At 58.3% G+C, this 21301-nt stretch carries 18 protein-coding genes, 3 tRNA genes, 1 pseudogene and 1 riboswitch; of the genes and pseudogenes, 16 read left to right on the top strand and 6 right to left on the bottom strand.

What is annotated here, in order from left to right; translation table 11 throughout:
• The first annotated feature begins 94 nt into the window (after nt 1-94).
• Nucleotides 95-1429, top strand: a complete 1335-nt coding sequence (locus BN77_RS11185) for a dicarboxylate/amino acid:cation symporter (RefSeq protein WP_007531747.1) — start codon at nt 95-97, stop codon at nt 1427-1429.
• A gap of 63 nt (nt 1430-1492) precedes the next feature.
• Here the strand turns inward: BN77_RS11185 and BN77_RS11190 are convergent, their stop codons facing one another.
• Nucleotides 1493-2737, bottom strand: coding sequence for a cytochrome P450 (locus BN77_RS11190; protein ID WP_007531749.1), 1245 nt, complete (start codon nt 2735-2737; stop codon nt 1493-1495).
• Between the two features lie 43 nt (nt 2738-2780).
• Nucleotides 2781-3986: a GGDEF domain-containing protein gene (locus BN77_RS11195; RefSeq protein ID WP_040677044.1), complete on the bottom strand. Its 1206-nt coding sequence runs from the start codon at nt 3984-3986 to the stop codon at nt 2781-2783.
• 422 nt (nt 3987-4408) lie between these two features.
• Here BN77_RS11195 and clpP point away from each other — a divergent pair, with 422 nt between their 5' ends.
• The 5 genes and pseudogenes from clpP to BN77_RS11220 form a co-directional block, all read left to right on the top strand.
• Complete coding sequence (gene clpP, locus BN77_RS11200; protein WP_040677047.1) at nt 4409-5041, top strand: ATP-dependent Clp endopeptidase proteolytic subunit ClpP; 633 nt, start codon at nt 4409-4411, stop codon at nt 5039-5041.
• Nucleotides 5042-5330: 289 nt separating this feature from the next.
• Nucleotides 5331-6608: an ATP-dependent Clp protease ATP-binding subunit ClpX gene (clpX, locus tag BN77_RS11205; protein ID WP_007531755.1), complete on the top strand. Its 1278-nt coding sequence runs from the start codon at nt 5331-5333 to the stop codon at nt 6606-6608.
• A 410-nt stretch (nt 6609-7018) separates the two neighbouring features.
• Nucleotides 7019-9433 (top strand): endopeptidase La, encoded by a 2415-nt coding sequence (gene lon / locus BN77_RS11210; RefSeq protein WP_007531757.1) that lies wholly within the window; start codon nt 7019-7021, stop codon nt 9431-9433.
• 208 nt (nt 9434-9641) lie between these two features.
• Nucleotides 9642-9917, top strand: coding sequence for a DNA-binding protein HupB (gene hupB, locus BN77_RS11215; RefSeq protein ID WP_007531759.1), 276 nt, complete (start codon nt 9642-9644; stop codon nt 9915-9917).
• 125 nt (nt 9918-10042) lie between these two features.
• Nucleotides 10043-10190: riboswitch (FMN riboswitch) on the top strand.
• 80 nt (nt 10191-10270) lie between these two features.
• Nucleotides 10271-10825, top strand: a pseudogene (locus tag BN77_RS11220) (EamA family transporter); the annotation flags it as partial.
• 165 nt (nt 10826-10990) lie between these two features.
• On the opposite strand, the gene BN77_RS11225 reads toward BN77_RS11220, so the two are convergent.
• Nucleotides 10991-11977 (bottom strand): aldo/keto reductase, encoded by a 987-nt coding sequence (locus tag BN77_RS11225; protein WP_007531765.1) that lies wholly within the window; start codon nt 11975-11977, stop codon nt 10991-10993.
• 255 nt (nt 11978-12232) lie between these two features.
• Between BN77_RS11225 and BN77_RS11230 the strand changes: the two genes are divergently transcribed.
• Entirely contained in the window at nt 12233-12634 is a 402-nt protein-coding gene (locus tag BN77_RS11230; RefSeq protein ID WP_007531767.1) for a (R)-mandelonitrile lyase, read from the top strand.
• 6 nt (nt 12635-12640) lie between these two features.
• Here BN77_RS11230 and BN77_RS11235 read toward each other — a convergent pair whose 3' ends face one another.
• From BN77_RS11235 to BN77_RS11245, 3 genes are all read right to left on the bottom strand, one after another.
• Complete coding sequence (locus BN77_RS11235) at nt 12641-13246, bottom strand: class I SAM-dependent methyltransferase (protein WP_040677051.1); 606 nt, start codon at nt 13244-13246, stop codon at nt 12641-12643.
• Between the two features lie 125 nt (nt 13247-13371).
• Complete coding sequence (locus BN77_RS11240; RefSeq protein WP_007531771.1) at nt 13372-14418, bottom strand: GGDEF domain-containing protein; 1047 nt, start codon at nt 14416-14418, stop codon at nt 13372-13374.
• A 314-nt stretch (nt 14419-14732) separates the two neighbouring features.
• Nucleotides 14733-14808 (bottom strand) — tRNA-Val (locus BN77_RS11245).
• A gap of 402 nt (nt 14809-15210) precedes the next feature.
• Here BN77_RS11245 and BN77_RS11250 point away from each other — a divergent pair.
• From BN77_RS11250 to nuoF, 9 genes are all read left to right on the top strand, one after another.
• A tRNA-Asp gene (locus BN77_RS11250) sits at nt 15211-15287 on the top strand.
• 52 nt (nt 15288-15339) lie between these two features.
• Nucleotides 15340-15416, top strand: a tRNA-Asp gene (locus tag BN77_RS11255).
• A 323-nt stretch (nt 15417-15739) separates the two neighbouring features.
• Nucleotides 15740-16105 carry an NADH-quinone oxidoreductase subunit A gene (locus BN77_RS11260; RefSeq protein ID WP_007531776.1) on the top strand — a complete coding sequence of 122 codons (366 nt, stop codon included), beginning with the start codon at nt 15740-15742 and terminating at the stop codon, nt 16103-16105.
• Complete coding sequence (locus BN77_RS11265) at nt 16096-16680, top strand: NuoB/complex I 20 kDa subunit family protein (RefSeq protein ID WP_007531778.1); 585 nt, start codon at nt 16096-16098, stop codon at nt 16678-16680. Before BN77_RS11260 ends, BN77_RS11265 begins: the two co-directional genes overlap by 10 nt.
• Nucleotides 16681-16695: 15 nt before the next feature.
• Nucleotides 16696-17298 (top strand): NADH-quinone oxidoreductase subunit C, encoded by a 603-nt coding sequence (locus tag BN77_RS11270; protein ID WP_007531780.1) that lies wholly within the window; start codon nt 16696-16698, stop codon nt 17296-17298.
• A gap of 73 nt (nt 17299-17371) precedes the next feature.
• Nucleotides 17372-18562 (top strand): NADH-quinone oxidoreductase subunit D, encoded by a 1191-nt coding sequence (locus BN77_RS11275; protein WP_028744856.1) that lies wholly within the window; start codon nt 17372-17374, stop codon nt 18560-18562.
• The gene (locus BN77_RS11280; RefSeq protein WP_007531785.1) at nt 18562-18834 is read left to right on the top strand and encodes a hypothetical protein; all 273 of its coding nucleotides are present in this window, start codon (nt 18562-18564) and stop codon (nt 18832-18834) included. The genes BN77_RS11275 and BN77_RS11280 overlap by 1 nt, the downstream gene beginning before the upstream one ends.
• A gap of 16 nt (nt 18835-18850) precedes the next feature.
• Nucleotides 18851-19981: an NADH-quinone oxidoreductase subunit E gene (locus tag BN77_RS11285; RefSeq protein ID WP_007531787.1), complete on the top strand. Its 1131-nt coding sequence runs from the start codon at nt 18851-18853 to the stop codon at nt 19979-19981.
• Between the two features lie 10 nt (nt 19982-19991).
• Complete coding sequence (gene nuoF, locus BN77_RS11290) at nt 19992-21296, top strand: NADH-quinone oxidoreductase subunit NuoF (protein ID WP_007531789.1); 1305 nt, start codon at nt 19992-19994, stop codon at nt 21294-21296.
• Nucleotides 21297-21301: the final 5 nt, after the last annotated feature.

Consider the following 21301-nt stretch of genomic DNA (forward strand, 5'->3'; position numbering starts at 1 on the left):
TGCAAAACCTCCTCAAACAGCCGCGTGGCTGTTGACTTGGTTACACAATCGCCCCGGGAGGCCACCTTTGGTTTTGGGGCACATGGAGGACATCATGGGTGCAGCACTTCCAGTCGCGCAGCCGCGCGGCACGGTTCCATTTTACCGGCTTCTCTACGTGCAGGTTATTGCCGCCATCTGTGCTGGCATTCTGCTCGGCCATTTCTATCCCGACGTCGGCACGGCCCTGAAGCCGCTGGGCGACGCCTTCATCAAGCTCGTCAAGATGATCATCGCCCCCGTCATCTTCTTGACGGTTGCGACGGGCATCGCCGGGATGTCCGATCTGCAGAAGGTCGGACGCGTTGCCGGCAAGGCAATGCTCTACTTTCTCGTCTTTTCGACGCTGGCCCTCGCCGTCGGCCTGTTGGTCGCCAACGTCATACAGCCGGGTGCCGGCATGCATATCGATCCGGCGACGCTCGATGCCAAGGCCGTTGCAACCTACGCGGACAAGGCTCATGACGCGACGGTCACGGGCTTCCTAATGAACATCATTCCGAACACAATCGTTGGCGCCTTTGCCGAGGGCGATATTCTTCAGGTGCTATTCTTCTCGGTCCTCTTCGGTATCGCGCTTGCCATGGTTGGCGATCGTGGTCGACCGGTTGTCGACTTTCTGCAGGCCCTGACTGCCCCGGTCTTCAAGCTGGTGGCTGTCCTGATGAAGGCTGCTCCGATCGGTGCATTCGGCGCCATGGCCTTCACGATCGGCAAATACGGCATCGGCTCCATTGCAAATCTGGCAATGCTGATCGGTACCTTTTACCTGACGTCGCTGCTCTTCGTGCTCGTCGTCCTCGGCGCGGTCGCGCGGTATAACGGATTCTCGATCCTTTCGCTGATCCGCTACATCAAGGAAGAGCTGCTGCTGGTGCTCGGCACATCCTCTTCTGAGGCAGCGCTTCCCGGTCTCATGGCCAAGATGGAACAGGCAGGCTGCAAACGCTCGGTCGTCGGGCTCGTTATCCCGACTGGCTATTCCTTCAATCTCGATGGCACGAACATCTACATGACGCTCGCGGCTCTCTTCATCGCTCAGGCGACGGACACGCCGCTGACCTTGGCAGACCAGATCCTGCTTCTGCTGGTTGCAATGTTGAGTTCCAAGGGTGCTGCCGGCATCACCGGCGCCGGCTTTATCACGCTCGCTGCAACGCTCTCTGTTGTACCCTCGGTTCCCGTTGCCGGCATGGCGCTGATCCTCGGCATCGACCGCTTCATGTCGGAATGCCGCGCTCTGACGAATTTTGTCGGTAACGCCGTTGCAACGGTCGTGGTCGCCCGCTGGGAGAATGAGCTCGACCAGACGAAGTTTGCTGCGGCCATGGCAGGCAAGTTGCCACAGGAGCCGGTAGCCGAAGTGTCGGCCTTACAAGCCGCTGAGTAAGCGAGACAGAAGTATGACAGAAACGTCCGCGCTGCCTGGGGCGCGGACGTTTTCATTGACAGCCTACCAAACGAGATCCAGTCGGTCCAATCCGTGGAAATGATAGACGTCTTTTACGACGGGTGTCCTGGCAAGCCTCAACCCTGGCAGCCGCTTAAAGAGAATTGGCAGGACGACGTTCAGCTCGAGCCGGGCCAGCGGCGCCCCAATGCAGAAGTGGATGCCAGCGCCAAAGGAGAGATTTGGAGCCTCGTTGCGGTCGGGCCTGAAGGTGAGTGGATCGCTGAATTTTGCAGGGTCGAGATTGGCGGCGGCTAGAATCAGGCTGACCTTGTCGCCTCGCTTGAACGAAATGCCATCGATCTCGACCGGCTCCAACGCCCAGCGCTGAAAAATGTGAACCGGTGCGCAGATGCGCAGGGACTCTTCGATGGTTCGTTCGATCGTTGCCTCGTCCTTGAAAAGATCGGCCGGATCGCGCCCGCTGTCCAGGATGATGCGCACCGAATTGCCGATCTGGTGGACCGTCGCCTCATGACCGGCATTGAGAAGGACTATCGTCGTCGAAACGAGTTCATCCTCGGTCAGATACTGGCCCTTGTGTTCGGTATGGATCATGTGCGTCAGGAGGTCGTCCCGCGGGTTGGCGCGGCGCTCGGCGATGACAGTCTTTACATAGTCCGAAAATTCCTTCGCAGCCCGCTCGGCGCCATCCTCGTCCTGTTGGGTGCGACCGAAGAGATACATGCGGATGTAAGCATGGGACCACTTCAGGAGCTGCGGCCCCATTTCCTCCGGAATGCCGATCATGCGGGCAATCATCGTCACGGGAATGATGTCGGCAAATGCTGAAAGCAGCTCGACTTCGTTGTCCGTCTCAAAGCCGTCAATGAGCTTGTTGGCAAGCTCGGCAAGCTCTGGCTTCATCCTCTCCACGTGGCGGGAGACGAAAGCGCGATTGACGAGCGTTCGCAGGCGCGTGTGCTCAGGCGGCTCCAGCTCGAGCAAGGAGTATCGTTCAGCAAGATCAAAATTCGCGACGTGCTGGTCCGGCTCTGGAAGGTCGAGTTCTTCGCGGCTTGCGATATGCAGGATCTGGCGGCCAAAACGACGATCGCGCAGCAGGCTGTTGACCTGGTCGTAGCCGGTGAAGAACCACTGCTTCTGCTGCTCCCAATAGAATGTGGGGCAGCGCGCGTGGAGAGCGGCGTAAACAGTGTTCGGATCACTGTAAAAGGCTGGATTGCTTGCGTCCAGGGAGACGTGGCGTGTCGTGGCGTCGATGGAGAGAAAAGGTGGGATCATCATGTTTCGAGGATTAGCGGATTTGCCAAGCCTCGAAAAGATGGGGTCAACCTCTGGATAAAGATCCGACGCGGCGGAGCGCGTGAATTTGGTCGTCGAGTGTGGGAACGAGCTCGCCACTTGTTTGATCCGGTTGCGGAGGGGGCGGAGCCGCAGCTTCGGCTTCACCGAAGATGACAGTGCAGTTGCGGCCGGCTGACTTGGCGGCATATAGCGCGCGATCGGCCGCTGAGACCAATTTATCTCGGTTGGCCTCAAGAGCCGAGGCAAGAGCGACACCGGTGCTGACGGTCGCCGGTATGATTGCCTCGCCAGTGCTCACTGGGACGCGACAGAACTCGGCGCGGATCGATTCCGCCAGTGCTTCCGCCTCGGTCTGGTCGGCCACCGTCGCGAAAGCGGCAAACTCCTCGCCGCCCATGCGCCCGAAGGCTCCATCAGGTACGAATTGGCGGGCCATACGGGCAAATACCGTCAGTATGATGTCGCCAGCCTGGTGGCCGAAGCGGTCGTTGACGCGCTTGAAGTGGTCGAGGTCGAAGATCAGTACGGCAACCTGGCGGTTGTCTTGGAATGCGCTCTCCTGAATGGCGTCAAAGCGGCCGAAAAGCCCGCGACGGTTCAACACACCCGTCAGTGAATCGGTCAGGCTGAGCATACGAAGGTGCTTCTCCGATCGCTCCATGATGACTAGGCAAGTGAGGGCGCAGGCGAGGGTCAATAGGAAACCCGTTGCCATAGCGGCGGCGCCGGCGAAATTGGCGGCTTCCGTGTCGGTTGGGCCGATCAGCGCCATCGCCATCGCCGTGCCGAACGAGAGCAGACTCTGAATAACAAAGATGGCGCCCAGTTTGCCTCGCGAGCTCTCATTACGCTGACCGGCCATGCAGACGGCCATTGCCAGCGCCGTCGCGCCGGTGGCCGAGGCCAGGTTATAAAGAATGACGCGATTGGCGTAGTCGTCGTTGACCCACGGCAGGAAGACGCCGCCCAGCCACACGAGGGGCGGCAGCAATGCCCACCATTCGAGCTTGCGGCGATCGAGCGCCAAGTATCCAGCAACCCACGCGCTTTGTCCGCAAAGCGCGATCGTGTTGCCGATCTCGATGGAGAAAATGCTGGGTATCTGCCCGCGCAGGGCAACCATTGCAAAACCCACGCCGCTAAGAAGAAAGCCCATTCCCCAATAGAAATAGGCCTTGTTTCGGACATCGTGGCGCCAGGCCATGAAAGCTACCAGCGCGAGCGTCATGGCTTCCGAACACCAAATGGCTAATCCAGTCGTAACATTGAACACGGCAATACCCCTTGCATTGCGCGCATTCTTTCGGAAGAAGCTGGCAACTTCATTAATTGCGCATGGTCGTCAGTGCATTTTTGTGCCGAGTTGTCGTTAGGCTTTCTGGTCTGTAAACGCAGCGCAGTCGCATGCGGATTCAGAGTTCGTTCATCCTGACATTGACAAAAGCTGTGCGGGGGCGCGATCACCGCTCGCTCTTCGACGTTAATTGCGGGAATGAGCCCACATCGGCGAAAAGTTGTTCGCCTTGCGCCTGCTCCTCTTAACGTTATCCATCAGCGCGTCTTGAAGAGGAGGGCAGGGAAGCTCTATGTAGGGATAAGGCATTTTCTTTGATTCCCGGCCTAGCCGGCAGACGTTGACAAAGGACGCACATGAGAAACCCAGTCGATACCGCTATGGCACTTGTGCCGATGGTCGTGGAACAGACCAATCGCGGTGAACGCTCCTACGACATCTATTCGCGCCTGCTCAAGGAACGCATCATCTTCCTGACTGGCCCGGTCGAGGATCATATGGCGACGCTCGTCTGCGCCCAGCTCCTCTTCCTCGAGGCCGAGAACCCGAAGAAGGAAATCGCGCTCTACATAAACTCGCCGGGCGGCGTCGTTACTGCCGGTATGGCAATCTACGACACGATGCAGTTCATCAAGCCTGCGGTCTCGACGCTCTGCATCGGGCAGGCCGCCTCGATGGGCTCGCTACTTCTAGCCGCCGGTCACAAGGACATGCGCTTTGCCACCCCGAATTCCCGTATCATGGTGCATCAGCCTTCGGGCGGCTTCCAAGGTCAGGCATCGGACATCGAGCGTCACGCCCGCGATATTCTGAAGATGAAGCGCCGCCTCAATGAAGTTTACGTCAAGCACACCGGCCGCACCTACGAGGAAGTCGAAAAAACCCTCGACCGCGACCACTTCATGGATGCGGACGAGGCTCAGACCTGGGGTGTCATCGACAAGGTCCTGACGTCGCGCGTCGAGATGGAAGGCGATACCGCCCAGTGAGAAGCCGGAATGGTGTTGTATTCGCCACAGTTCTATCTCATTTGTGATCGAACAAGGGAAGAAACCCGTGGCGGGTACGGCGATCTCAAGTATTAATGCTATGTTGAATTTTTATGACATAGCATCGGCAGTCGAAGGGGAATTCGTTGCCGCCGGAGCCAGGACAGCTTAGTTTGGACCGGTTCGTACCCCTTAACGGCCTTGGCCGGCTGGGGCTCCAAGCGTGGAGCAGGCCAATGAGTGGACCGTATTTTCACCTTGAAATGCGGCGTGCTGGAAGGAAAGTGATATGAGCAAGGTCAGCGGCAGCAACGGCGGCGACTCTAAAAACACCCTGTACTGCTCCTTCTGCGGAAAGAGCCAGCACGAAGTCCGGAAGCTGATTGCCGGACCGACGGTTTTCATTTGCGATGAATGCGTCGAATTGTGCATGGACATTATTCGCGAAGAGAACAAGTCCTCGATGGTCAAGTCCCGCGATGGCGTTCCTACGCCCCAGGACATCATCAAGGTTCTCGACGAATACGTCATCGGTCAGCGCCAGGCGAAGAAGATCCTGTCGGTCGCCGTTCACAACCATTACAAGCGCCTCGCGCATGCCACGAAGAACAGCGAAGTCGAACTGGCGAAGTCGAATATCATGCTGGTCGGCCCGACCGGTTGCGGCAAGACCTATCTTGCCCAGACGCTCGCTCGCATCATCGACGTTCCCTTCACCATGGCCGATGCGACAACGCTGACGGAAGCCGGCTATGTCGGTGAAGACGTCGAAAACATCATTTTGAAGTTGCTGCAGGCTGCCGACTACAACGTCGAGCGCGCCCAGCGCGGCATCGTCTACATCGACGAAGTCGACAAAATTTCACGTAAGTCCGACAACCCGTCGATCACGCGCGACGTTTCGGGCGAGGGCGTCCAGCAGGCGCTTCTGAAGATCATGGAAGGCACGGTTGCTTCCGTACCGCCACAGGGTGGCCGCAAGCATCCGCAGCAGGAATTCCTGCAGGTCGATACCACGAATATCCTGTTCATCTGCGGTGGCGCGTTCGCGGGCCTCGACAAGATCATTTCTGCCCGCGGCGAAAAGACCTCGATCGGCTTCGGCGCGACCGTCAAGGCTCCGGACGACCGACGCGTCGGCGAAGTCCTGCGCGAGCTGGAGCCGGAAGATCTGGTCAAGTTCGGCCTCATTCCTGAGTTCATTGGTCGTCTGCCGGTTCTGGCGACGCTCGAGGATCTCGACGAGGATGCGCTGATCCAGATCTTGTCCGAGCCGAAGAATGCCCTGATCAAGCAGTACCAGCGCCTGTTCGAGATGGAAGACGTGGAACTGACCTTCCATGAGGACGCACTTCGCGAGATCGCCCGCAAGGCGATTATTCGCAAGACCGGTGCTCGCGGCCTTCGCTCGATCATGGAAAAGATCCTGCTCGACACGATGTTCGAACTGCCGGCGCTGGAAGGCGTCCGCGAGGTCGTCATCTCCGAGGAAGTGGCACGCGGCTCCGCCCGTCCGCTTTACATCTATGCCGATCGCCAGGACGAGAAGGCCAACGCTTCGGCGTGAGGCATGATATCGTTAAGATACGAACCGTGAATTTTAGGGGCTTGCCGTTGGCAGGCCCCTTTCTATTTCAAAACCAGTGCACGAGCCTGATAAATCTTGCTAAAGAGGTCTGAAAGCGCCTCGGCTGCGGTTGCGGATTCCCACGTCCGTGGCAATTATGGAATGATTCCGTTGGTGTGTTTCGGTCTTATGTGTTAGCCGGCGCGGAAGTGGTAAGGGCCGGCCAAGCCAGGCGCTCCAGAGTGAAGGTGTTCCGTTGTCGCATAGCTGTCATGTCCAGGGGGGCACCGGCCATAGCGCAGCTTGAAAAGCATAGTCAGAACCTCCACTTGTAGTCTCAAGTGGAGTGCGGCCGGTTCTAGTGGCCGTACCAGAAGAGCCCGCCAACGGGACGATGGAAAGGAAATAAAATGACGAAGAAAACGTCAGTTGCGAGCATTGCATATCCGGTTTTGCCCCTGCGCGACATCGTCGTCTTCCCGCATATGATCGTGCCGCTATTTGTCGGCCGCGAGAAGTCGATCCGTGCGCTTGAGGAGGTCATGGGATCGGACAAGCAGATCATGCTCGTCACGCAGATCAATGCGAGCGATGACGATCCAGAACCGTCGGCCATTCACAACGTCGGCACAGTCGCCAATGTATTGCAGTTGCTGAAGCTTCCCGATGGCACCGTCAAGGTTCTGGTCGAGGGTCGCGCGCGCGCCGAGATCGACGCTTACACCGCTCGCGAGGATTTCTACGAAGCCCTCGGTCATGTTCTCGAAGAGCCGCATGACGATCCTGTCGAGCTTGAAGCGCTCAGCCGCTCGGTGGTGTCGGAATTCGAGAGCTATGTAAAACTCAACAAGAAGATCTCGCCTGAGGTTGTTGGCGCAGCCAGCCAGATCGACGACTACTCGAAGCTTGCCGACACGGTCGCTTCGCACCTGTCGATCAAGATCACCGAGAAGCAAGAGATGCTGGAAACCACCAGCGTCAAGGCACGCCTGGAAAAGGCGCTCGGCTTCATGGAGGGCGAAATCTCGGTCCTTCAGGTCGAGAAGCGCATTCGCTCGCGCGTCAAGCGCCAGATGGAGAAGACCCAGCGCGAGTATTACCTGAATGAGCAGATGAAGGCGATCCAGAAGGAGCTCGGCGACGGCGAGGAAGGCCGCGATGAGATGGCCGAACTGGAAGAACGCATCGCCAAGACCAAGCTGTCCAAGGAAGCTAAGGAAAAGGCTGATGCTGAGCTGAAGAAGCTGCGCCAGATGAGCCCGATGTCGGCCGAAGCCACGGTGGTTCGCAACTACCTCGACTGGTTGCTCGGCATTCCGTGGGGTAAGAAGTCGAAGATCAAGTCGGATCTCAACAATGCTGAAAAGATCCTTGAAGCCGATCACTTCGGTCTCGACAAGGTCAAGGAACGCATTGTCGAGTACCTGGCTGTTCAGGCTCGCGCGACGAAGATCAAAGGCCCGATCCTGTGCCTCGTCGGCCCTCCAGGCGTCGGCAAGACGTCGCTCGCCCAGTCTATCGCCAAGGCGACAGGCCGTGAGTATGTGCGCATGGCCCTCGGCGGCGTTCGCGACGAAGCTGAAATCCGCGGCCATCGCCGCACCTACATCGGCTCTATGCCCGGTAAGGTCATCCAGTCGATGAAGAAGGCAAAGAAGTCCAACCCGCTTTTCCTGCTCGATGAAATCGACAAGATGGGCCAGGATTTCCGTGGCGATCCGTCCTCGGCGCTTCTCGAGGTGCTGGATCCGGCTCAGAACTCGACGTTCATGGATCACTACCTGGAAGTCGAATACGACCTGTCTGATGTGATGTTCATCACGACAGCGAACACGCTGAATATCCCTGCGCCCTTGATGGACCGCATGGAAGTCATCCGTATCGCTGGCTACACCGAAGACGAAAAGCGTGAGATCGCCAAGCGGCACCTGCTGCCGAAGGCCATCAAGGAACATGCACTGCAGCCGAGCGAATTCTCGGTCAGCGACGATGCACTGATGGCAATCAGCCAGCAGTACACCCGCGAAGCCGGTGTTCGTAACTTCGAACGCGAATTGATGAAGCTCGCCCGTAAGGCGGTCACCGAGATCATCAAGGGCAAGACGAAGTCGGTTCATGTCACCGCCGAAAACATCGATGACTATCTGGGCGTTCCGCGCTTCCGCCACGGCGAAGCAGAGCGTGAGGATCAGGTCGGCGTGGTAACGGGTCTGGCCTGGACGGAAGTCGGCGGCGAACTGCTGACGATCGAAGGCGTCATGATGCCGGGCAAGGGGCGGATGACCGTGACCGGCAACCTTAAGGAAGTCATGAAGGAATCGATCTCCGCAGCGGCGTCTTATGTCCGCTCGCGCGCTGTCGATTTCGGCATTGAGCCGCCGCGCTTTGATAAGAGCGACATCCACGTGCACGTGCCGGAAGGTGCAACGCCGAAGGATGGTCCGTCCGCCGGTGTTGCCATGGCAACCGCGATTGTCTCGATCATGACCGGCATCCCGGTCGACAAGAACGTGGCGATGACGGGTGAAATCACCCTTCGTGGTCGTGTTCTGCCGATCGGCGGCCTCAAGGAAAAGCTGCTGGCAGCGCTTCGCGGCGGCATCAAGAAGGTGCTGATTCCGGAAGAAAACGCCAAGGATCTGGCGGAGATTCCGGATAACGTGAAGAACAACATGGAGATCATCCCTGTGTCCCGTATGGGCGAGGTGATCAAGCATGCGCTGGTTCGCAGACCGGAAGCGATCGAATGGGATGGAACGGTGGAAACGCCTGTTATCGCCACGGTCGAAGGGCTCGACGAAACGGGTGCAACCATAGCTCACTGAGCTTTGTTTGCCACATTCGTGCCCAATTGCTTAAAAACCCTGAAAAGGCTGGTGTTTTCGCCAGCCTTTTTTTGTGAAATCGCCTTGCAGACTCTTGCATTTCCCTGATTTGCAGGGTCTTTGGGGTGCGGCGGGCCTGATGAACTCTATTCTGCGCCTTAGCTTATAGATTTGAGACGTTTCGAACCATTTAGAAAGGGGTGGAAACATGAACAAGAATGAACTCGTGTCCGCAGTTGCCGAAAAGGCAGGGCTTTCGAAGACCGACGCTGCTTCCGCAGTTGACGCTGTTTTTGAAGTCGTCCAGGCTGAACTGAAGGGCAAGGGCGACGTTCGCCTCGCTGGTTTCGGTAGCTTCACCGTTTCCCATCGCGCTGCTACGAAGGGCCGCAATCCGTCTACCGGCGCAGAAGTCGATATTCCGGCTCGCAACGTGCCGAAGTTCACGCCCGGCAAGGGCCTGAAGGACGCAGTCAACGGCTGATATGAGTTTTCTTGGCGGCCGGGCAACGAGACCGGCGGTACAAGTTTCGAAGGGTTCGGCCACTGCCGAACCCTTTTTGCATCTCGGGGCAGCCTTGTCGGCACGCGAGGTATGTCTTACCAAATGGCTGTTCTCATGGCGGGGCGAAAGTCCCCACCGGCGGTAAGAGTCTGGGCTCAACCCCGCGAACGCCTTTTGGCTGGTGCCGAAAGGGTCAGCAGATCCGGTGCAATCCGGAGCCGACGGTTACAGTCCGGATGAAAGAGAATGAGCGGAGCAGGCAAGGGCGGAAACTGTCCTAGCTGCCGTTCGCGCTCATGCGTCCTGATTTGTGTTGGGTTCGAAAGAAAAACATGAATCAGACTTCCCGTACATATTCTGCACCGCGAGCTATGGTCCGGTGCTGCGTGCATGATCGCTGCGGGCATAACCTTCTCGATTCTCAATGTCGTCACCCAATGGCTGACGCTGATGCTCGCTTTTCCCTCAGCTTCGGCAGCGTTCTGGCAATATGCTTTTGCTCTGATCTTCTCATTGCCCTTTCTTCGGCGCGTTGGCATTGGAGCCATGAGGACGCGCTATGCCTGGCGTCACATCGCGCGCGTCGCCTTGGCGACTTTTGGCGTGACGACCTGGGTCGCGGGGCTTGCGTCCGTGCCGATCTGGCAGGCAATCGCTCTGGTGATGACGACCCCGTTCTTCATGATCATGGGTGCCGCGGTGAGCAGCGACCGCCACCGCTTCCTGGGAGCAATGATCTGCAGCCGTGGTCGGATAGTTTCAGTTGGGCCGCGCTCCTGCCGATCCTTTCGGCCCTTCTGTGGTGCGCCTCATCGTTGATCACCAAGAGCCTTACCGGGGGTCGACCGGAGACCATTACCGTCTGGCTTCTTGCGCTCCTGACGCCCGGCGACCGGCGACGGCTCATCTGTCACGGATAAAGATGGCGGGGAACGAGACGGGCGAAACTCTCTTCTTCCAGGTCACCCTCGTCGGCACGAACTAAGATTAGTTGCGCCACGAAACAGAATGGCCGGGTCTATGCCCGGCTATTCTCGTGTCATTTGCCTACCTTACCAGCGCTGGTGGACATAAGGGGCGACCAGCCGCTCGTAGATTTCGCGTGTGGCCTCCATCACCTCGCGTGAGAGCGGCGCCAGGCTTGCTGCTGCCGCGTTTGCACGCGCTTGCTCGGCGTTGCGTGCGCCGGGAATGGCAACAGTGACAGCATCGCTCATCAGGATCCAACGGAGCGCGAAGGCCGCCATCGTCGCGCCCGATGGCACGAGCTTGCGCACTTCCTCCACAGCCTGCAGGCCGATGTCGAAGGGAACGCCCGCGAACGTCTCGCCGACATCGAAGGCCTCGCCTTGGCGATTGAAATTGCGGTGATCATCGCTTGCGAATTTGGTTTCGCGGGTGATCTTGCCGGACAGCAAGCCGCTGGCGAGCGGCACGCGTGCGATGACGGCGATATTTTTCCGGCGAGCCTCCTGGAAAAACAGGTGGTCGGGTCTCTGGCGAAAGATGTTGTAGATGATCTGGATGCTGACAACACCAGGATACTCGATCGCCTTCAGCGCTTCCTCGACCTTCTGCACGCTCACGCCGTAAGCCCTGATCTTACCGACCTTTTGCAACTCGTTTAGACCATCGAAGACCTCCGGGCGATAAAGCACCTCGGTTGGAGGGCAGTGCAGCTGCACCAGATCAAGGCTGTCGACTCGCAGGTTTTTCAGACTGCGATCGATGAAGCCCTCGAGGTTGGCCTTGGTGTAGCCATCGACGACATGCGGGTTGAGCCGGCGACCTGCCTTCGTCGCAACCATCGGCCGTTCGCCGCCGCGGCTCGCCAGAACGTCGGCAATAATCTTTTCCGACCGACCGTCACCGTAGACATCGGCGGTATCGATGAAGGTCATGCCGGCGTCGAGCGCCGCGTTCAGCGCGTCGCGTCCGTCGGCTTCGCTGACATCGCCCCAGGCGCCGCCGATCTGCCATGCGCCGAAGCCGATATTCGTCACGGTATGGGGCAGATGGCCGAAAGAATGCTGTTTCATGGAAATTCTCCGCGTCATGAAATACCTCGCCCTAGCAGTCGCTCAGGCGAGGAGCAAGCGCCTGTAGCGGAGATAGGGCGGCATCGCTCTGAGCGTCGTTATTTCTTCTAGCGGGCGGCTTTAAGGGCGTGAATTTGTTTTGATCTCTAGGTGGTGACAAGAGCCGGCGACTGGCCACACGCCGCTTGGACAATGAAGTCACTTGGCTTACGGTTGCCTCCTAGACTGATCGTTATACTCGAAAAGGAAGCGTCGATGGAGATCAAACCTTGCGGATCGCAGCCCTCCATACAAGCGCCGACAGAATATTTCACAGGGTCGGTGCGCCAGGACCCATTGATGGATGCACCAAGCCCGGCACGGGTGAGGGTTGTAAGCGTCACGTTCGAGCCAGGTGCGCGAACCGCCTGGCATACGCACCCGTTGGGGCAGACCCTCGTCGTCACAGCCGGAAAAGGTCTGGCGCAGAGCGAAGGCGGACCGCTGCATGAAATCGGCGCCGGCGACACGGTTTGGTTCGCGCCCGGTGAAAAACACTGGCATGGCGCCGCCCCCGATACCGCCGTGACCCATATCGCGATCCATGAAGCGCTGAACGGCAGCGCCGCAGACTGGATGGAACACGTCAGCGACGAGCAATATGCAGGAAAGGCCTGACGCGGGTCACAGGCGCTTCAGGCAATAGGAAAAGTGCGCATGCGATTCGACCGTCAGGAATTCGAATTGCCAGCCATAGTCCTTGCAGAACTTGGTAACCGCTTCGACGACGCCGTAGACGATCGGCTTGACCGTGTTGCCGGTGCAGAAATCGTGCCCGGCGATTCGACCCGTCCGCTTGACCTTCTTCTCGCAAAGCAGCAGTTCCTGCCAGGTGAGCTCGAAGGAATGATCGGTATCGATGTAAGCCCAGTCGAGGAAGTCATCTTCGAATTCGGCGAGCTTTTCGAGCGATGTGCCCTGCATCAGGTGCAACTGCCCACTCTCGATTTGGTCCTTGAACTGATTGTGGATTTGATCGAGCCCCGAACTATAGCGATCCATGTTCCAGGGATCGATCAGGTAGAGCTGCGCCGGTCGGTTCTTTTTCAGGATCTCCGCCGTGTATTCCCCAAAGGCAGCTCCGACTTCGACACCGATGCCGCCGTTTGGGATTCGATAGAGCAACTCGCCTCGATCCGGAAGCAGCCTTGCGTTCTCCATGTGATGGGCCGTTAGCTGGGTCCTCGGCATGCTCGCTCTTTGTGCCTGCCGTTCCTCGCGTGTTTTCATGATGATGTCTCGGATGATGCTTCAGTGACTGGACCGTGCGGCCCGCGAGAACCATCTTATAGCCAGCGCGGTGCAATGTTGGCTAGGCTACTTCCTGAGTTAAGCCCAATCGCTGCTACCTGGTTCTACCGGTAGATCAGCCAGTCCTTGGGCACATGTGAGACATTCGCGACACCATGGATGGAGACATTGTTGCCGCCCGATGCCTTTGCCATGCCGAGCGCCTGTTCGGCGAATGCGATAAGCGCATCAGCTGTCCGGGCTTCCTTCGACATACATATCCCGACTGAGAATGTAAGCGGCGCTGCCCGTTTTCCCGAAACCGGATGCACCACCGGCAACGCCTTCAGTCGCTCGCGAAGCCTGTCAACGAGCCTCATGATCTCCGTCTCATCTGCTGTTCGGAAAATGAAACCAAAACGCCCCCGATCGAAGCGGCAGGCCAGATCCTCTTCACCGAACATCGCTTGGATCAACTCGCCGACTTTCTTGAGCGTTGGTTCAGGAAGATTTGGAACGGCCGCAATAGTCTCGTAGCCGTCCATATCCGCAAAGGCGATTCCGCAGAGATCTGGAAGGCCGGATTTCTCGTATATGCTGGCGAGTTCCTTGTTGAAGACCCGACGGTTCCCCAGGCCGGTCAGCGCATCGACAAATCTCGCAGCATTCGCGGCTGCGGCCTCGCGGTGTACCTCCTCGAGTTTTTGCGATTTCTCCATCACCCTGGAAGCGAGCATCGCACTTTGTGCCTCGCGAGTACTTGTTGCCGAGCTTACCGATTGCAGCGATCGCGATAACGCGTCTTTGTCCGTTACGTCGTTGGCTTCGAAGACCCGGGCAGCTTGGCTGATGACACTTCCGTAGCGCGTCAGGGCTGACTTTTCCTCGTCGAGCAGGGAGAGAATGCTCTGTAGTTCCTGCTGCACCTGTCCGGAACGCACCTCGAGCTGGCTGCCTTCGAAGTGGTGGGGCAGATAACGGCGGGCAATGCCATCCAGGGCCTCCTGCGTCTTGACCGGGCCGAGCAACCTGAGTTCGCGGGCGAGATCCGGACTGTTACCGGTCAGCGCCTCGAATATGAGCTCATAGTTACGCGGCAGTCCTTCGATTCCGAGTTGTTGCAAGACCGTTGCAATGCGAAAGGCTAGGCTCGTGTGCGTGTTGGACTGCACCTGATGCTCTCTCCGACGTGACTTCTTGCTACCACTGACGAGGCGGGGGCGACATGAAGGCAGCCATGGCCCGCTGCATAACAATTGCAGGTAAGGCAACGGCCTGGTTATCGTGCTCCCTGTGACAACTTATGAGGACAATATTGAACGCACTCAATTAAGGCGAAGTAAATGAGCGCTCTGCGAAGCGAGGCACGAATCGCATGCCAGGCTACGGCACATCCTTTTTTTCTCGAGAACGAGGTACAAAGTGCACGCGATCTGCTCAGGTGGCTCGCGAATGCGCCACCATCAAAGCAAATCGCAGGAAGAAATGGTGGGCGATGAGAGACTCGAACTCCCGACATCCTCGGTGTAAACGAGGCGCTCTACCAACTGAGCTAATCGCCCTCGCGAGATCGGTCCGGTTCGGCCCGCCGCGTCGGTGGCCGTGATCTATGCGGATCGCGGACAAACCGCAAGAGTGTTTGTGAAGTTTTTTTGATTTTTTTGAGCGGAGCCGCTCACTTCGCTGAAGTCTCGGTGGTTTTTGGGCTGTGGAAAATCGTCGGCGGTGTAAGCGAGAGCTGCGGCGGGAATTGATTGCCCAGGTCCGCTCGACAATTACTCCCTTGATAAGACGCTGAATTTTCGCAGCGAATTTCGTTCTCCAAAAACAATTCGTAGACTGTCATCGTTTTGTCTCCAAAGCTGCTTGACACTCAAATGCGAACCCCTTAGTTAGCCGCTCATCGAAGCGGCGATGCTGCTTTGACACGGATGCGAAAAGCCTCCGGATCGCTTGAAATGAAAGCGGGTGTAGCTCAGTCGGTTAGAGTGCCGGCCTGTCACGCCGGAGGTCGCGGGTTCGAGCCCCGTCACTCGCGCCATTTCAAGGAAGCGCCGGATGGGTGCTTGATCCGCCTTTTCTGTCCACGATGCGCGGGTGTAGCTCAGTCGGTTAGAGTGCCGGCCTGTCACGCCGGAGGTCGCGGGTTCGAGCCCCGTCACTCGCGCCACTCTCTTCTCTCCTCCTTCATATTCTCTGCCAATTCCAGCGCCGATTTCGGTATTCTCGCTTGGCTTTGACTTTCTCTGTTGCAGCGAGCCATGCAATATCCGGCGGGCTGGCATGCAGTCTGAATCAACTTGTGTGGATTTGTCGCGACATCATTGCATCTGCTTGATAATGTCGCGCCTCGACAATCGAATTGGTGCTCTAAAAGTCTTGCGCCGTGGCGCTGGCTGCGCTAACCACGGCTCTGTTGCAACGCACGTTCGCTTGCCGGGCAATTGCCCACTTGCGCCTTCCTGGCGCAGCCCGCAAGCAGGGATGAACCTGATGACTGGACTGCTCAGTTCCTATATTCCGATCGCTATTTTCATTGGTATCGCCCTTGTAATCGGCCTGGCGCTTCTGATCGCGCCGTTTGCCGTTGCCTTCAAGGCGCCTGATGCGGAAAAGCTTTCGGCTTTCGAATGTGGTTTTAACGCATTCGACGACGCCCGCATGAAGTTCGATATCCGGTTCTATCTGGTGTCGATCCTCTTCATCATCTTCGACCTTGAAGTCGCCTTCCTCTTTCCATGGGCCGTTTCGTTCAGCGCGATCGGCTGGTTCGGCTTCTGGTCCATGATGGTCTTCCTGGGCGTGCTGACCATCGGCTTTATCTATGAGTGGAAAAAGGGAGCCCTGGAATGGGAATAGCCCAAAGCGACAAGGCGCTCGTGGCGCCGCACCCGAAAGGCGTCATTGATCCCGCTACGGGCAAGCCTATCGGCAGCGACAGCGCCTTCTTCGGTGAGATCAACGATGAACTGGCCGATAAGGGCTTTCTCGTTACCTCGACTCGCGATCTGATTACCTGGGCGCGCACGGGCTCGCTGATGTGGATGCAGTTCGGTCTTGCTTGCTGCGCCGTTGAAGGGCTGATGCAGGTCTCCGGGCCGCGTTATGACATGGAGCGCTTCGGCGTTGCACCGCGTGCTTCGCCGCGCCAGTCGGACGTCATGATCGTTGCCGGCACACTGACCAACAAGATGGCCCCGGCACTCCGCAAGGTCTACGACCAGATGCCTGAGCCGCGCTATGTGATCTCGATGGGGTCCTGCGCCAATGGCGGCGGCTACTATCATTATTCCTATTCGGTCGTGCGTGGTTGCGATCGTGTCGTTCCTGTCGATATCTACGTGCCGGGCTGTCCCCCCACGGCAGAAGCGCTGCTCTATGGGGTGCTGCTTTTGCAGAAGAAGATCCGTCGAACCGGAACGATCGAGCGCTAAGGGCGGAGGACTGTCATGAGTGAAGCCTTGAGCGAGCTGTCCTCGTATCTCCGTGAGATGCGTGGTGACCTGTTTCTTGATGCATCTATCAGCTACGATGAGCTGAATGTAACCGCGGTGCCAGAAATGATTCTGGCGCTGCTGACGTTCCTGCGCGACGACGCGCGGTGCGGCTTCGTCAGCATGATCGATATTTGCGGAGTCGACTGGCCGCAGCGCGAAAAGCGTTTCGATGTCGTCTATCACCTGCTGTCGCCGAAGCAGAACCTGCGCATCCGTGTCAAGGTGGCCGTGGCTGATGGTGAGTCGGTTCCGTCGGCAACTGCCGTCTATAAGGGGGCCGAATGGTTCGAGCGCGAAGCCTGGGACATGTACGGCATTCCCTTCTCCGGTCACGCCGATCTGCGCCGTCTACTGACAGACTACGGCTTTGAAGGCCACCCGCTACGCAAGGACTTCCCGACGACCGGTTACGTCGAGGTGCGCTATGACGATGATGCGAAGCGCGTCGTCTATGAACCTGTCGAACTGAAGCAGGAATTCCGCAATTTCGACTTCTTGTCCCCGTGGGAAGGCACTGAATACGTGCTGCCGGGAGACGAGAAGGCGGCGAAGTGAAGATGAGGCTCGGATTTCTTGAAGCCTCTCTGTTCGCCGTCTCATGCCAATTGCCAGCGCGGAGCGCGTCGCTATGACTGAACATAACGTTCGCAATTTTACGATCAATTTTGGGCCGGAACACCCGTCCGCGCACGGTGTTCTGCGCCTCGTGCTGGAGCTCGATGGCGAAATCATCGAACGCGTCGATCCGCATATCGGCCTGCTGCACCGCGGCACCGAGAAGCTGATCGAATCGAAGACCTATCTCCAGGCCGTTCCTTATTTCGATCGCCTCGATTACGTCGCGCCGATGAACCAGGAACACGCTTTCGCGCTCGCTGTCGAAAAGATGCTGAAGCTCGAGATTCCGATTCGCGGTCAGCTGATTCGAGTTTTGTATTCCGAAATTGGCCGAATTCTGTCGCACATCATGAACGTGACGACGCAGGCCATGGACGTCGGCGCGATGACGCCGCCGGTTTGGGGCTTCGAAGAGCGCGAAAAGCTCATGGTGTTCTACGAGCGCGCCTGTGGCGCCCGTATGCACTCGGCTTATTTCCGTCCGGGTGGTGTCCACCAGGATATCCCGCCGGAACTGGTCGAGGATATTGGCAAGTGGTGCGATCCGTTCCTGAAGGTTCTGGACGATATCGAAGGCCTTTTGACCGACAACCGTATCTTCAAGCAGCGCAACGTTGATATTGGCGTTGTGTCGCTGGCGGACGCCTGGTCATGGGGTTTTTCGGGCGTGATGGTTCGCGGCTCGGGCGCCGCCTGGGACCTGCGCCGCTCGCAACCCTACGAGTGCTACTCCGACCTGGAGTTCGACATTCCGATCGGCAAGAACGGTGACTGCTACGACCGGTACCTGATCCGCATGATCGAGATGCGCCAATCGGTTCGCATCATGAAGCAGTGCGTGGAGCGCCTGATGGGCAGCTCCTTGACCGGACCGGTTTCGTCGATCGACGGCAAGGTCGTTCCGCCGAAGCGCGGCGAAATGAAGCGTTCGATGGAAGCGCTCATCCACCACTTCAAGCTTTACACCGAAGGCTACCACGTACCAGCCGGCGAAGTTTATGCAGCCGTCGAAGCACCGAAGGGCGAGTTCGGCGTCTATGTCGTCGCCGACGGCAGCAACAAGCCATACCGTTGCAAGATCCGTGCACCGGGCTACGCCCACCTGCAGGCGATGGACTTCCTCTGCAAGGGCCACATGCTCGCTGACGTGACGGCCGTGCTCGGCTCGCTCGACATCGTGTTCGGTGAGGTGGACCGCTGATGAAGCTGCTGCCGCTTGCCGCTCTCGTTCTTTTCGTTGCTTCCGGGGCTTTCGCCCAGGACGTCGGCGGAATGGGCCCGAAGTTGGGCCAGGACGAGGTGAAGCCGCCGGCAGCAACTGCATCTGTGCGTGAGCTCTTGTCCAAGGGCTATGAAATCAAGGCCGCCGTCCCGAACGGCGGCAAGTTCGTTGTGTTTTTGCAAAAAGACCAGTCGGCCTACGCATGCGAGATGAAGTCTCTGACGGCATCGCAGTGTGGGACCATAAACTGACAAGGCGTGAGGAAGAATGTCCGTTCGTCGATTAGCCGAAGATCAATTCCAGCCTGCTGCGTTCGCCTTCAATGACGAGAACGCGGTCTGGGCGGAAAAGACGATCAAGAAATATCCCGCAGGCCGTCAGCAATCCGCGGTCATCCCGCTGTTGATGCGGGCGCAGGAACAGGATGGTTGGGTCACGCGTGCCGCGATTGAAAAGGTCGCCGATATGCTCGATATGGCCTACATCCGCGTACTCGAAGTCGCGACCTTCTACACGCAGTTCCAGCTGAACCCGGTCGGCACGCGCGCCCACATCCAGGTGTGCGGGACGACGCCCTGCATGCTGCGCGGTTCGGAAAGCCTGATGGCGGTCTGCAAGAGCAAAATCCACGATCATCCCTTCGAGCGCAACGCCGAGGGGACGCTTTCGTGGGAAGAAGTCGAGTGTCTCGGGGCTTGCGTCAACGCGCCGATGGTGATGATTGGCAAGGACACCTACGAGGATCTGACACCTGAACGTCTCGGGGAGATCATCGATACGTTCGAGGCTGGAAAAGGTGCAAGCATCGCGCCCGGCCCGCAGATCAACCGTCATTTCTCGTCGCCGGAAGGCGGCCCGACGACGCTGACCGAAGAGAAGGTGAAGAAGGTTTCTGCCAAGCGGGCAGTCGAAGAAGCTGTGACAGCCACCGTTGACGCGGCGCCGGTTCCTCCGTCCGAGGCAGCCCGTGCGAAAAGCACCGATGCTGAAACCAATGCAGCGCTGAAAACACCGGTCACTGCGCCGAAATCCGCAGCCAAGAATGTCAAGGCGGTGGAAGAGCAGCCCGCGCCGGCAACCACAGCGTTGGTGCAAACTATCGGCAAGCCGTCTTTGACCGACAAGAACCGTCCTGCCAGCATCGAAAAGCCCGCGACGCCCGACGATCTGAAAATGATTTCCGGTGTAGGCCCGAAGATCGAGGCAACCCTGCACGAAATCGGCATCTTCACCTTCGCGCAGGTTGCGGGCTGGAAGAAGGCCGAGCGCGAATGGGTCGATGGGTACCTTAACTTCAAGGGGCGCATCGAGCGGGACGACTGGGTCAAGCAGGCCAAGGCGCTCGCCAAGGGCGGCGAAGCCGAATACGTTAAAGTCTTCGGTAAGAAGCCGCGGTAAGGGGTGAAGTATGTTACACGATAAAGACCGCATCTTTACCAACATTTACGGCCTCAAGGACAAGTCCCTGAAGGGTGCGATGGCGCGAGGCCACTGGGATGGCACCAAGCAGATCCTGGAAAAGGGTCGCGACTGGATCATCAACGAAATGAAGGCCTCTGGTCTTCGTGGTCGTGGCGGCGCCGGCTTCCCAACCGGTCTCAAGTGGTCCTTTATGCCGAAGGAGAGTGATGGTCGCCCGCACTATCTCGTCGTTAATGCCGACGAGTCAGAGCCGGGCACCTGCAAAGACCGCGATATCATGCGCCACGATCCGCATACGCTGATCGAAGGCTGCGTCATCGCGAGCTTTGCGATGGGGGCGAATACTGCGTACATCTACGTCCGCGGAGAATATATCCGCGAGCGTGAGGCTCTGCAGGCGGCAATTGACGAATGCTATGACTACGGCCTGCTCGGCAAGAACAACAAGCTCGGCTGGGATATGGACATTTTCGTCCACCATGGTGCTGGCGCTTATATTTGCGGCGAGGAAACTGCGCTGCTCGAAAGCTTGGAAGGCAAGAAGGGCCAACCGCGCCTGAAGCCCCCATTCCCGGCAAACATGGGTCTCTATGGCTGCCCCACGACAGTCAACAACGTCGAGTCGATTGCTGTCGCTCCGACCATTCTGCGTCGCGGTGCTGGCTGGTTCTCGGCGATCGGTCGTCCGAACAACGTCGGCACCAAGCTGTTCATGCTGTCGGGCCACGTAAACAAGCCGTGCACAGTCGAAGAGGAAATGGGCATCACGTTCCGTGAGCTCGTCGATCGCCACGCAGGTGGCATCCGAGGCGGATGGGATAACCTGCTCGCGGTTATTCCGGGCGGCGCATCGTGCCCGATCGTTCCGGCCAAGGACATCATCGATTGCCCGATGGATTTCGACGGCCTGCGCGCTGTCGGTTCGTCCTTCGGTACCGCCGCATCGATTGTCATGGATAAGTCGACCGACGTCATCAAGGCGATCGCTCGCATCTCGGCCTTCTTCAAGCATGAGAGCTGCGGCCAGTGCACGCCGTGCCGTGAAGGCACCGGCTGGATGTGGCGAGTGATGGAGCGCATGGCCAAGGGCAATGCCCAGAAGCGCGAGATCGACATGCTGTTCCAGGTCACCAAGCAGATCGAAGGTCATACCATCTGTGCGCTCGGCGATGCCGCCGCATGGCCCGTGCAGGGTCTGATCCGCAATTTCCGTCCCGAGATTGAGGCGCGCATCGACCAGTATACGGCAAGCGCACTGGACCACGGTGCTGTTCTTGAGGCTGCAGAGTAAGCGCG

Origin of the sequence: Rhizobium mesoamericanum STM3625 (assembly GCF_000312665.1) — a bacterium.
In the GTDB taxonomy this organism is placed as follows: domain Bacteria; phylum Pseudomonadota; class Alphaproteobacteria; order Rhizobiales; family Rhizobiaceae; genus Rhizobium; species Rhizobium mesoamericanum.

Excerpts from the sequence above, each read along its gene's own strand:
- BN77_RS11185 (WP_007531747.1), top strand. The coding sequence starts at position 95 with ATGGGTGCAGCACTTCCAGTCGCGCAGCCGCGCGGCACGGTTCCATTT.
- BN77_RS11190 (WP_007531749.1), bottom strand. The coding sequence starts at position 2,737 with ATGATGATCCCACCTTTTCTCTCCATCGACGCCACGACACGCCACGTC.
- BN77_RS11195 (WP_040677044.1), bottom strand. The coding sequence starts at position 3,986 with ATGACGCTCGCGCTGGTAGCTTTCATGGCCTGGCGCCACGATGTCCGA.
- clpP (WP_040677047.1), top strand. The coding sequence starts at position 4,409 with ATGAGAAACCCAGTCGATACCGCTATGGCACTTGTGCCGATGGTCGTG.
- clpX (WP_007531755.1), top strand. The coding sequence starts at position 5,331 with ATGAGCAAGGTCAGCGGCAGCAACGGCGGCGACTCTAAAAACACCCTG.
- lon (WP_007531757.1), top strand. The coding sequence starts at position 7,019 with ATGACGAAGAAAACGTCAGTTGCGAGCATTGCATATCCGGTTTTGCCC.
- hupB (WP_007531759.1), top strand. The coding sequence starts at position 9,642 with ATGAACAAGAATGAACTCGTGTCCGCAGTTGCCGAAAAGGCAGGGCTT.
- BN77_RS11225 (WP_007531765.1), bottom strand. The coding sequence starts at position 11,977 with ATGAAACAGCATTCTTTCGGCCATCTGCCCCATACCGTGACGAATATC.
- BN77_RS11230 (WP_007531767.1), top strand. The coding sequence starts at position 12,233 with ATGGAGATCAAACCTTGCGGATCGCAGCCCTCCATACAAGCGCCGACA.
- BN77_RS11235 (WP_040677051.1), bottom strand. The coding sequence starts at position 13,246 with ATGAAAACACGCGAGGAACGGCAGGCACAAAGAGCGAGCATGCCGAGG.
- BN77_RS11260 (WP_007531776.1), top strand. The coding sequence starts at position 15,740 with ATGACTGGACTGCTCAGTTCCTATATTCCGATCGCTATTTTCATTGGT.
- BN77_RS11265 (WP_007531778.1), top strand. The coding sequence starts at position 16,096 with ATGGGAATAGCCCAAAGCGACAAGGCGCTCGTGGCGCCGCACCCGAAA.
- BN77_RS11270 (WP_007531780.1), top strand. The coding sequence starts at position 16,696 with ATGAGTGAAGCCTTGAGCGAGCTGTCCTCGTATCTCCGTGAGATGCGT.
- BN77_RS11275 (WP_028744856.1), top strand. The coding sequence starts at position 17,372 with ATGACTGAACATAACGTTCGCAATTTTACGATCAATTTTGGGCCGGAA.
- BN77_RS11280 (WP_007531785.1), top strand. The coding sequence starts at position 18,562 with ATGAAGCTGCTGCCGCTTGCCGCTCTCGTTCTTTTCGTTGCTTCCGGG.
- BN77_RS11285 (WP_007531787.1), top strand. The coding sequence starts at position 18,851 with ATGTCCGTTCGTCGATTAGCCGAAGATCAATTCCAGCCTGCTGCGTTC.
- nuoF (WP_007531789.1), top strand. The coding sequence starts at position 19,992 with ATGTTACACGATAAAGACCGCATCTTTACCAACATTTACGGCCTCAAG.